The organism is Nocardioides sp. P5_C9_2 (assembly GCF_054049555.1).
Map to the genome: position 1 here is coordinate 1 of NZ_JBFUMD010000080.1, position 10,450 is coordinate 10,450.

Here is a 10,450-nt window from a genome sequence, read left to right on the forward strand (position 1 = left end):
CCCCTGACCCTCTGCATGCCATGCAGATGCGCTACCAGCTGCGCCACACCCCCAACGGGTGCGTCCTCGGGAGCGGGCTCCCTCGGACAACTCGCAGAATATTAGCCAACCGATGTGCGGGGTGCGAAATCGGGGGTCCGGTTCCACGCCACGAGGCGCAGGGACGCCGCAGGACCCGCGTCGTCCAGCACCGTGTGGGCGCAGTTGTCCATCCCGCGCAGGGACACGGACGCGGTCCGGTCCCAGCCCAGCAGTGCAATCGTGGCGGCCTTGAGCGCCGCCCCGTGGCTGACGACGCACGCGGTGCCGCCGGGCGGCGCCGAGGCGAGGGCCTCGGTCAGCGCGGGCAGGACGCGATCCAGCACGTCGTCGGTGGACTCGGCACCGGGGACCGCGTCGGCATGCTCGAAGGAGCCGCCGGCCGCCGCCCAGCGTGCGTGCTCGGCGGGGTACGCCGCCGCGAACTCGGGGATCGTGAGGCCGGCCCGCTCCCCCACGTCGTACTCCCGCAGGCGTGCGTCGTGCCGGACCGTGAGCCCGGTGGCCTCGGCGACCACGGCCGCGGTGGTCGCGGCGCGGGCGAGGTCGGAGCTCCACAGGACGTCGGGCCGCAGCGCGGCGATGGCCGGGGCCACGGCCGCCGCCTGGGCGCGCCCCACGTCGTCGAGACCCACGTCGAGATGACCCTGCGCGCGGCCCTCGGCGTTCCACGCCGTCTGGCCGTGCCGCAGCAGGACCAGGGTGCGAGGAGCGCTCACTCCTCGTCTGCGGTGCCGGCGTCGGCGGACTCGGCGTCCGTCGTGCCCGCGTGGGCCGCCCCGGGCACCTCGGTGACCGCCGGGGTGGTGACGTCCACGGAGATCACCGGGCAGTCGCGCCACAGCCGCTCGAGGGCATAGAACTGGCGCTCCTCCTCGTGCTGCACGTGCACGACGATCTCGCCGTAGTCCAGCAGCACCCAGCGTCCCTCACGGTGGCCCTCGCGGCGGATGGGCTTGGCGCCGTGCTCGCGGAGCTTGTCCTCGACCTCGTCGACGATGGCCTTGACCTGACGCTCGTTGGTCGCCGAGGCGAGCACGAAGGCGTCGGTGATGGCGAGCTGCTCGCTCACGTCGAAGGCGATGACCTGCTGGGCGAGCTTGTCGGCCGCCGCGGCAGCGGCGACCTGGACGAGCTCGATGGCGTGGTCGGTGGCAGTCATACGGGCTCCTTGTCGGGAGTGTCTCCCGCAGTGGTGGTGTAGAGGTCGTGCTTGGCGATGTACTGCACGACGCCGTCGGGCACGAGGTACCAGACGGGTTCGCCGCGACGCCTGCGCGCACGGCAGTCGGTCGAGGAGATCGCCAGGGCCGGGATCTCGACCATGGTGACCTTGTCGGAGGGGATCTTGTCGATGGTGGCCGGGTCCATGTCGTAGCCCGGCCGGGTGCAGCCGAYGAACTGCGCGAGGGCGAAGAGCTCGTCGACGTCGCGCCAGGTGAAGATGTCGGCCAGTGCGTCGGCGCCGGTGATGAAGTAGAGCTCGGCGTCCGGCATCTCGGCCCGCAGGTCGCGCAGCGTGTCGATGGTGTACGTCGGCCCGGTGCGGTCGATGTCGACGCGTGAGACGTTGAAGCGCGGGTTGGAGGCCGTGGCGATGACCGTCATCAGGTAGCGGTCCTCGGCCGGCGAGACCTCGCGGTCGGCCTTCTGCCACGGGGCGCCCGTCGGCACGAAGACGACCTCGTCGAGGTCGAACCAGGCCTGGACCTCGGACGCCGCGACGAGGTGGCCGTGGTGGATGGGGTCGAAGGTGCCACCCATCACGCCCACACGACGGGGCATCAGCTGTGCTCGCGCCCGCCGCCGAATGCGACCAGGGCCAGCAACAGGCTGAGGAGGATCGCCAGGGCGATGCCACCCACGAGGTAGGGGTGGATGGTGGGCGCGTCGTGGGACTCGGCGGCCAGGATCGTCAGGGCGTTCAGCGACATGGCGCGATCCTATCGCCCTGGGAGCGAGGGACGTGCCTCGGCGCCCACCCCGTCAGCGCACGTGCCCGTCGCCCACCACGACGTACTTGGTGGACGTCATCTCGGTCAGTCCCATCGGCCCGCGGGCGTGCAGCTTCTGGGTGCTGATGCCGATCTCGGCGCCGAAGCCGAACTCGCCGCCGTCGGTGAACCGGGTCGACGCGTTGACCAGCACCGCGGCCGAGTCGACGGCTGCCACGAAGCGCCGGATCGTCGCCTGGTCGCGGGCCACGATCGCCTCGGAGTGGCCCGACGAGAAGCGGCGGATGTGGCTGATGGCGCCCTCCACGTCGGCCACGACGGCCGCGGAGATGTCGGAGGAGAGGTACTCGGTGGCGTGGTCCTCGTCGGTCGCCGGGACCACGTCGTCGTACTCCGCGAACGCCTCGTCGCCGTGGATGGTGACGTCGTGGGCACGCAGGGCGTCGATGACGGTGGGCAGGAAGTCGTCCGCGACGACCTCGTGCACGAGCAGCGACTCGGCGGCGTTGCACACGCTCGTGCGCTGGGTCTTGGCGTTGACCACGATCGCGAGCGCCTGGTCGAGGTCGGCCGAGGCGTCGACGTACACGTGGCAGTTGCCGACCCCCGTCTCGATGACAGGCACCGTGGACTCCTCCACGACGCTGCGGATCAGGCCCGCGCCCCCGCGCGGGATCAGCACGTCCACCAGGCCGCGGGCCCGCATGAGCGCCTTGACCGAGTCGTGGCTGTCGCCGGGCACCAGCTGGACGACGTCCGCCGGCAGCCCCGCCGCGACGACGGCACCGCGGAGCACCYCGACGATGGCGGCGTTGCTGGACCGCGCGCTCGAGGACCCCCGCAGCAGGACGGCGTTGCCCGACTTGAGGCAGATGCCGGCGGCGTCGGCGGTGACGTTGGGCCGGGCCTCGTAGATCATCCCGATGACGCCGAAGGGGACCCGCAGCTGGCGCAGCTCGAGCCCGTTGGCCAGCGTCGAGCCCCGGACCACCTCGCCCACCGGGTCGGCCAGGCCGGCGACGTCGCGCAGGCCCGCGGCCATCGCCGCCAGCCGGTCGTCGGTGAGGCGCAGCCGGTCGATGATGTGGGCCGGGGTGCCCGCCTGCTCGGCCCGCGCGACGTCCTCGGCGTTGGCGGCCAGCACCGTCGGCGCCTGCTCCAGCAAGGCGTCGGCCATGGCGTGCAGGGCCGCGTCCTTGGTGGCGCGGGTGGCCAGCGCCAGGTCGTGGCTGGCGGTCCGGGCGCGGGTGGCGACCTCGCGGACCCCGGCCTCGTGGTCGGCCCGGTCGTGCGTGGAGTCGTCGGAGCTCATGCACCGAGCGTAGGTCGGGCGCCGCCCACTCGGCACGCTGTCTCAGCCGTCGGGGGGGGCTGGATGGTCCGCCGCCCCCGCTACTGAGCGGGCACGTGCGTACCGCCGCCGAGCGGGCACTTCCGTACCGCTCCACACCGCCGAGCGGGCACTTCCGTACCGCGGGAACATCGCCGCCCGCTTCCCAGCGCGACCCAACCGCCCGCTCACCGCTCCCCAGCGCGACGCAACCGCCCGCTCACCGCTCCCCAGCGCGACGCAACCGCCCGCTGACCGCTCCCCAGCGCAACGCAACTGCCCGCTCGCCGACCGGGACGCGCGAACGCCCCCGACCTGTGCGGTCGGGGGCGTCCTGGTGTGCGTCGTACGACGGGAGGGTCAGCCCTTGCGCTGGGTGACCTGCTCGGTCGCAGCGGGCAGGACCGTGTGGAGGTCGCCCACCACACCGAAGTCCACGAGCTCGAAGATCGGGGCCTCCTCGTCCTTGTTGACCGCCACGATCGTCTTCGAGGTCTGCATCCCGGCCCGGTGCTGGATCGCACCCGAGATCCCGTTGGCGACGTAGAGCTGCGGCGAGACCGTCTTGCCGGTCTGCCCGACCTGGAACGCGTGCGGCATCCAGCCCGAGTCCACCGCGGCCCGCGAGGCACCCACCGCCGCACCGAGGGAGTCCGCGAACGCCTCGATCGGCTCGAAGTTGCCGCCCGTGCCACGCCCGCCCGAGACCACGATCGCGGCCTCGGTCAGCTCCGGGCGACCCGTCGACTGCCGCGGCTGGCTGGCGATGATCTGAGCCGTCTTCGCGACATCCGAGATGGTGACGGCGAACGCCTCCACCGCACCGGCACCCGCCGACTCCTCCGGAGCCGCCGAGTTCGGCTTCACCGTGATGATCGGCGTACCCGTCGTGACCTTGGCCTGGACGGTGTAGTTGCCCGCGAACACGCTCTGCGTCGTCACCGGGCCACCATCGCCCGACTGGACGTCGACGGCGTCGGTGATCAGGCCGGAGCCGATCTTGATCGCCAGCCGGGCACCGATCTCCTTGCCCTCGAACGTCGAGGGGATCAACACCGCGGCGGGGGACGACGTCTCCACCAGCTGCTGCAGCGCCTCGGCCTTCGGGGCCACCAGGTAGCCCTTCAGCTCGGCGTCGTCGATCACGTAGACCTTCTCCGCGCCGTACGCCTTGACCTTCTCCGCCACCGCGTCACCCTGACCGGCGGCGCCGAAGAACACCGCGGACGGCTCCCCCAGACGACGGGCGATGGTGAGCAGCTCGTACGTCGGCTTCTTGACCTCGCCCTCGGCGTGGTCGATGACAACCAGGACTTCACTCATGTCTRTGTCTCCCTATCCCGGGCGCTCAGATGAACTTCTTGGAGGCGAGGAACTCGGTCAGCGCCGCAGCACCCGACCCGTCCTCGTCCTTGACGATCTCGCCGGCCGTGCGCGGCGGGCGGGCGGTCGTGTCCTCGACCTGCGTCCACGCCACCGACAACCCGACCTGGTCGGCCTCGACCCCGATGTCGGCCAGCGACAGCGTCTCCAGCGGCTTCTTCTTCGCCGCCATGATGCCCTTGAACGACGGGTAGCGCGCCTCGCCGGACTGGTCGGTCACCGACAGCACCAGCGGCATCGTGGCGCCGATGACCTCGGTGGAGCCCTCGTTGTCGCGCTTGATGCGAACCTGGTCGCCCTGCGACTCGATCACCGACGCCAGCGTCACCTGCGGCAGGCCCAGGCGCTCGGCCAGCATCGCCGGGATCACGCTGCCCGAGGCATCGGTCGACGCCATGCCGCACACGACGAGGTCCACGGCGCCCTTGTCCTGGCCGATCTTCTCGATGGCCTTGGCCAGCACCAGCGACGTCGCCGCGTAGTCCGAGCCGGCGATCGCGTCGTCGACCACGTGCACCGCGGCGTCGACGCCCATCTGCAGCGCCTTGCGGGCCGCGTCCACGGCCTTCTCCGGACCCACGCACAGCGCGGTGACGGTGACGTCCTCGCCCTCGCGCTTCTCCTTCAGCTGCAACGCCTGCTCCACGGCGTACTCGTCGAGCTCGGACAGCAGACCGTCCACGCCGACCCGGTCAACGGTGTAGTCCTCCTCGAAGTGCCGGTCGGCAGTCGAGTCGGGCACGTACTTCACACAGACGACAATGTTCATGGTGTGTGGCCTTTGCGGCCCCTCCTGTGCTGGTGACCCGTCGGGCAGGGGCCCGTCGGATCCGAGGATGGTGTGGTGGCGAGGTTACAAGTCAGTAACCCCACCGCGGAACAGGGTCCGCGGTGGGGTTACTCACAGTGACGCTGTCAGCGTCGACGTCCAGACATCCTGGGTCAGGGACGGATGATCCGGTCCAGGACCCGGCCGATGATCAGCCACACGATCGCGGCGAGCCCCCAGTTGACCAGCGCGTTCTTGGTCGCGGCGTTCTCGCCGTCGAACTTCAGGACCCCGTCCCTGCGGTCGAAGACCCCCAGGTCCACGGCGCTCGCCGCGTCCTTGATGAAGACGACGAGCTCGTTGTCGGTGTTGGCCTTGAGGGCCACCAGGAGGGCGCCGAGGGCGCACGCCAAGGCGCACAGCACGCAGACCAGCCAGACCAGCTGGGCGATGCGTGCGCGGAGCGCGGCGGTCGTCGCGGCACCGCTCCTCTTCCTCGACTTCTCGGTGGTGCTGGTGTCGTCCTTGGCCACAGTGGTGTCCTTCCGGGGATCCTGGGTCGTGGGGTGGTGAGCAGGGTTGTCACCGGCGGTCCGCCGGCGTGCGCGGGGGCTACCGTCCCACGAAGGCGGCCTTGCCCGGCCCCTGCTCAACGAACGACTGCATGCCGATGGCACGGTCCTCGGTGGCGAAGAGTGCCGCGAACTGCTGTCGCTCGATCTCCAGGCCGGTCTCGAGGTCCACCTCGATGCCCCGGTCGATCGACTCCTTGGCGGCCCGGACGGCGTACGACGCGGCGCTGCTGAACTGGCCCGCCCACGCGACCGCGGCGTCGTACACCTCCGTGGCCGGGACGACTCGGTCGACCAGCCCGATGGCCAGCGCCTCGTCGGCCTTGACGAACCGACCCGAGAAGATGAGGTCCTTGGCCCGGCTGGGACCCACGAGCCGGGTCAGCCGCTGGGTGCCACCGGCACCGGGGATGATGCCGAGGAGGATCTCGGGCTGGCCGAGCGTGGCGTCGTCCGCCGCGATCCGGATGTCGGCGCACATCGCCAGCTCGCAGCCCCCGCCCAGGGCGTATCCGTTGACCGCCGCGACCACCGGCTTGGGGATCCGGGCGACCGCCGAGAAGGCGGACTGCAGGCCCCCGGAGCGCTTGACCATGTCGGTGTAGGACATGTCGGCCATCTCCTTGACGTCCGCGCCCGCGGCGAAGACGCGCTCGCCGCCCCACACCACCACGGCCCGGATGTCGTCGCGCTCGGTCGCCTCCAGCGCCGCCGACCGGATCTCCTCCTGCATCTGCACGTCCAGGGCGTTCATCTTGGGGCGGTCCAGACGGATCGTGGCCACTCCGTCGGCCACCTCGAGCCGGACGAACTCACGCGTTGCGTCGGTCATGTCACTCCTTCGTGCGCACTCAGTGCGATCGGTGGACGGTCTGTGCCGGGTTCCGGCATTCAATCAGGGACAATGCCGGGCGTGACACCGGGAATGTGGGAGCACCAGGGCGAGACGACCGAGGTGTGGCCCGGCCGCAACTGGCCGCTGGGCGCGACGTGGACGAGCGAGTCGACCAACTTCGCGGTCTACGCGCCGCTGGCCCGCGCCGTCTGGCTGTGCCTGTACGACGACCGCGACGCCGAGCGCCGCATCGACCTCACGGAGTACTCGCTCGGCATCTGGCACTGCGCGGTGCCCGAACTGCGCCCCGGGACCCGGTACGGCTACCGCGTCGACGGCGACTGGGACCCCGACCGCGGCCTGCGCTTCAACCCGGCCAAGCTGCTGCTCGATCCCTACGCCACCGCGGTGGCCGGCGGCCTCACCGTGGACCCGGCCATCTACGGCCACGACGTGGACCATCCGGAGCTGCGCAGCGACCTCGACTCCGCGCCGTACACGGCCCGCAGCGTCGTGGTGGACCCCGCCTTCGACTGGGAGGGCGACGTGCCGATGCGCCGTCGCTGGCGCGACACGGTGATCTACGAGCTGCACGTGAAGGGCATGACCGCCCTGCACGACCGCGTCCCCGAGCACCTGCGCGGGACGTACGCCGGGCTGGCGACGCCGGCGGTCACCGACTACCTGCACGACCTGGGCGTGACGGCGGTCGAGCTGCTGCCGATCCACCAGTTCTTCAGCGAGCCCGCGCTCGCCGAGCGGGGGCTGGTCAACTACTGGGGCTACAACTCCCTCGGCTTCTTCGCACCGCACAACGCGTACTCCTCCTCGGGTGATCGCGGCCAGCAGGTGCGGGAGTTCAAGGAGATGGTCAAGGCGTTCCACACCGCCGGCATCGAGGTCATCCTCGACGTCGTCTACAACCACACGGCCGAGGCCGGCCCGGAGGGGCCGACGCTGAGCTTCCGCGGCCTCGACGACCTCGGCTACTACCAGCGCGTCGTGGACCCCGACCCGCTGAAGCCGGGACCCGACACCTACTGGGACGTCACCGGCTGCGGCAACACCGTCGACGCCAGCCGCACCCAGAGCCTGCGGATGATCCTGGACTCGCTGCGCTACTGGGTGGGCGAGATGCATGTCGACGGCTTCCGCTTCGACCTGCTGAGCGCGCTGACCCGCACGGGCCAGGCGGTGGACCTCGGCAGCCACCTGATGACCGCGATCGGGCAGGACCCCGTCCTGCGGCACGTCAAGCTCATCGCCGAGCCGTGGGACGCCTCCATGGACGGCTACCGCGTCGGGGAGTTCCCGCCGCCGTGGGTGGAGTGGAACGACCAGTACCGCGACACCGTCCGCGACTTCTGGCGCCGCCACACCTCCGGTGTCCGGACGGTGGCCACGAGGCTGGCGGGATCCAGCGACCTGTACGCCGACGACGGCCGCTCGCCGTACGCGTCGGTCAACTTCGTCACCGCCCACGACGGCTTCACGCTGCGCGACCTCGTGTCCTACGAGCGCAAGCACAACGAGGCCAACGGCGAGCACAACCGCGACGGCACCGACAACAACCGGTCGTGGAACTGCGGGGTCGAGGGCGAGACCGACGACCCGGAGGTGCTCGCGCTGCGACGCAGGCAGGCGGCCAACCTGATGGTGACGCTGTGCCTGTCCAACGGCGTGCCGATGCTCACCGCCGGCGACGAGCGCGGCCGCACCCAGGGTGGCAACAACAACGCCTACGGCCAGGACAACGAGACGTCATGGATCGACTGGCGCCCCGATGACGCGTGGCTCGACGTCTACGAGGTCACCAAGACCGCGCTGCGGCTGCGCCGCGACCATCCCGCCCTGCGGCAGCGGCACTGGTTCGAGGGGCGTCCGGCCATCAAGGGCGGCCCCAAGGACCTGGCCTGGATGCACCCCGACGGACGCGAGATGACCCCCTCCGACTGGCACGACGACGGCCTGCACTCGGTGGGGATGTTCGTGTCGGGAGACCCGCTCCGCTCCCCCGGCCCCCGCGGCGAGCAGCTGCGGGACTCCTCCTTCGTCATCTGGCTGAACGCGTCCTCCGAGGACGTCGAGGTGCGCCTGCCGGAGAACGCGTGGGTGCACAAGGGGGAGGTCGTGGTGTCGACCTGCCCCGACAACCCCATCGGTACCCCGGTCTCGACCGGCGGCACGCTGGTGCAGCAGGCCCGCTCGGTCGTGGTGCTCCGGGAGGTCAGGTGATGAGGCTGCGGGAGATCCCGGTCGTGCGGCACCCCTGCGCCGACCTGCTCATCGTTCAGCTGCTGGGGATCCTGCTCTACCCGTTCCTCGGCGACCAGCCGCTGGGCCGGGCGATCTTCTCGACCTTCGCCCTGCTGGTCCTGGCGCTGGCCGTCTTCGCGGTCCGGATGACCCCGGCGCTGAGCTGGGTGTCGGCCGTGCTCGGGCTGCCGGTCGTCGTGCTGACCATCTGGGAGGCGATCGAGCCCGGTGTGGAACCGGTGGTGCTGTGGTCGTCGATCTTCCACGCGGCCTTCTACTTCTACACCGCCTTCGCGCTGCTGCGGTACATGTTCGACGACCACGTCGTGACCACCGACGAGCTGTACGCCACGGGCGCGACGTTCACGGTGGTGGCGTGGGGCTTCGCCTACCTCTACCTCGCCGTCGACCTGGTCTGGCCGGGCTCGTTCTCCGTCGTGGGCGACCCGCTCGACGCCAAGTCGTGGTTCGAGATGCTCTTCCTGTCGGTCACGACCATGACCAGCACCGGGCTCTCCGACATCGTGCCGATCCGGCCGCACGCCCGGTCCTTCGTGATGATCGAGCAGATCGCGGGGATGCTCTACATCGCGCTCGTCGTGGCCCGGATGATCGCGCTCACCGTGGCCCGGACCGCCGCGCGCGACGGACGGCGCCTCGACTGAGGCTCCGCCGGGGTGAGTGAGCGCGGCTCCGGGTGCGCGACTGGCGGCGTACGACGGGCGGATCGGGCCGATCCGTGTCGCACGCCGCCAGTTGTTGAGGCCTCAGGCAGCGGAGCTGTCGTCCCCCGTCAGGCCGGAGCGGCGACCCACTCGATCGGGTCACCGGCGTCGAGGTCGGTGATGCCCGCCGTCTCGAAGGCCCCGAGGACGACGACGCGGCGTACGGCGGCGAAGGTGAGCACGTGGGCGACCATCCCGCCGTACGTGAAGACGCGCGGCGGCTCGCAGGTGACGTCGACGAACGTGTCGTCGAGGCGGCCCTCCTCGATCGTCTGCCGCAGCTGGGCGAGGAACGCGGGGCCCTCCTCGGACAGCTCGCGGCGCAGCGTCGCGAGCGACTTGCCGCGCTCGTCCCAGTCGTAGCGACGCTGCGAGGAGGCGGCGTTCCACTGGGCGAGCTGACCGACGAGCCGGCCGAGCACGGAGCGGATCGTCATGTCGTCGTCGATGGTCCCGATGGGGATCTCGATCGGGGCGTCGAGCTGGGCGTCGGTCAGCCGTGCTGCCCGGTCCAGCATCTCGCCGGTCAGCCACAGGTGGTGCTCGATCATGCGCGTCAACAGGTCCATCGGGGTCACCTTCGAGG

11 protein-coding genes and 1 pseudogene are annotated in these 10,450 nt (G+C 70.9%); 2 read left to right on the forward strand and 10 right to left on the reverse strand.

All coding sequences use genetic code 11. The features are described from left to right. Window positions 1–101 precede the first annotated feature (101 nt). The 9 genes from ACXJKL_RS06145 to ACXJKL_RS06185 all read right to left on the reverse strand — a co-directional run bounded on the left by ACXJKL_RS06145 (window position 102) and on the right by ACXJKL_RS06185 (window position 6,880). Window positions 102–758, reverse strand: a complete 657-nt coding sequence (locus ACXJKL_RS06145; protein WP_457206178.1) for a histidine phosphatase family protein — start codon at window positions 756–758, stop codon at window positions 102–104. Continuing rightward, window positions 755–1,201 carry a ribosome silencing factor gene (rsfS, locus tag ACXJKL_RS06150; RefSeq protein WP_457206179.1) on the reverse strand — a complete coding sequence of 149 codons (447 nt, stop codon included), beginning with the start codon at window positions 1,199–1,201 and terminating at the stop codon, window positions 755–757. The genes ACXJKL_RS06145 and rsfS overlap by 4 nt, the downstream gene beginning before the upstream one ends. After that, window positions 1,198–1,824 carry a nicotinate-nucleotide adenylyltransferase gene (nadD, locus tag ACXJKL_RS06155; RefSeq protein ID WP_457206180.1) on the reverse strand — a complete coding sequence of 209 codons (627 nt, stop codon included), beginning with the start codon at window positions 1,822–1,824 and terminating at the stop codon, window positions 1,198–1,200. The genes rsfS and nadD overlap by 4 nt, the downstream gene beginning before the upstream one ends. Continuing rightward, complete coding sequence (locus ACXJKL_RS06160) at window positions 1,824–1,973, reverse strand: hypothetical protein (protein ID WP_457206181.1); 150 nt, start codon at window positions 1,971–1,973, stop codon at window positions 1,824–1,826. The genes nadD and ACXJKL_RS06160 overlap by 1 nt, the downstream gene beginning before the upstream one ends. Window positions 1,974–2,025: 52 nt before the next feature. Next, on the reverse strand, window positions 2,026–3,306 hold the full coding sequence (locus tag ACXJKL_RS06165) for a glutamate-5-semialdehyde dehydrogenase (RefSeq protein ID WP_457206182.1): 1,281 nt from the start codon (window positions 3,304–3,306) through the stop codon (window positions 2,026–2,028). 378 nt (window positions 3,307–3,684) lie between these two features. Further along, entirely contained in the window at window positions 3,685–4,647 is a 963-nt protein-coding gene (locus ACXJKL_RS06170) for an electron transfer flavoprotein subunit alpha/FixB family protein (protein ID WP_457206183.1), read from the reverse strand. 25 nt (window positions 4,648–4,672) lie between these two features. Further along, window positions 4,673–5,476 (reverse strand): electron transfer flavoprotein subunit beta/FixA family protein, encoded by an 804-nt coding sequence (locus tag ACXJKL_RS06175; protein WP_457206184.1) that lies wholly within the window; start codon window positions 5,474–5,476, stop codon window positions 4,673–4,675. Between the two features lie 173 nt (window positions 5,477–5,649). Then, window positions 5,650–6,009: a hypothetical protein gene (locus tag ACXJKL_RS06180; protein ID WP_457206185.1), complete on the reverse strand. Its 360-nt coding sequence runs from the start codon at window positions 6,007–6,009 to the stop codon at window positions 5,650–5,652. 79 nt (window positions 6,010–6,088) lie between these two features. Further along, window positions 6,089–6,880, reverse strand: coding sequence for an enoyl-CoA hydratase/isomerase family protein (locus ACXJKL_RS06185; RefSeq protein ID WP_457206186.1), 792 nt, complete (start codon window positions 6,878–6,880; stop codon window positions 6,089–6,091). Window positions 6,881–6,961: 81 nt separating this feature from the next. On the opposite strand from ACXJKL_RS06185, the gene glgX reads away from it, so the two are divergent. Together glgX and ACXJKL_RS06195 are read left to right on the forward strand one after the other, a co-directional pair. After that, on the forward strand, window positions 6,962–9,118 hold the full coding sequence (gene glgX / locus ACXJKL_RS06190) for a glycogen debranching protein GlgX (RefSeq protein WP_457206187.1): 2,157 nt from the start codon (window positions 6,962–6,964) through the stop codon (window positions 9,116–9,118). After that, window positions 9,118–9,804, forward strand: coding sequence for an ion channel (locus ACXJKL_RS06195; RefSeq protein WP_457206188.1), 687 nt, complete (start codon window positions 9,118–9,120; stop codon window positions 9,802–9,804). Before glgX ends, ACXJKL_RS06195 begins: the two co-directional genes overlap by 1 nt. A gap of 128 nt (window positions 9,805–9,932) precedes the next feature. Here ACXJKL_RS06195 and ACXJKL_RS06200 read toward each other — a convergent pair. Beyond that, window positions 9,933–10,450, reverse strand: a pseudogene (locus tag ACXJKL_RS06200) (helix-turn-helix domain-containing protein); the annotation flags it as partial.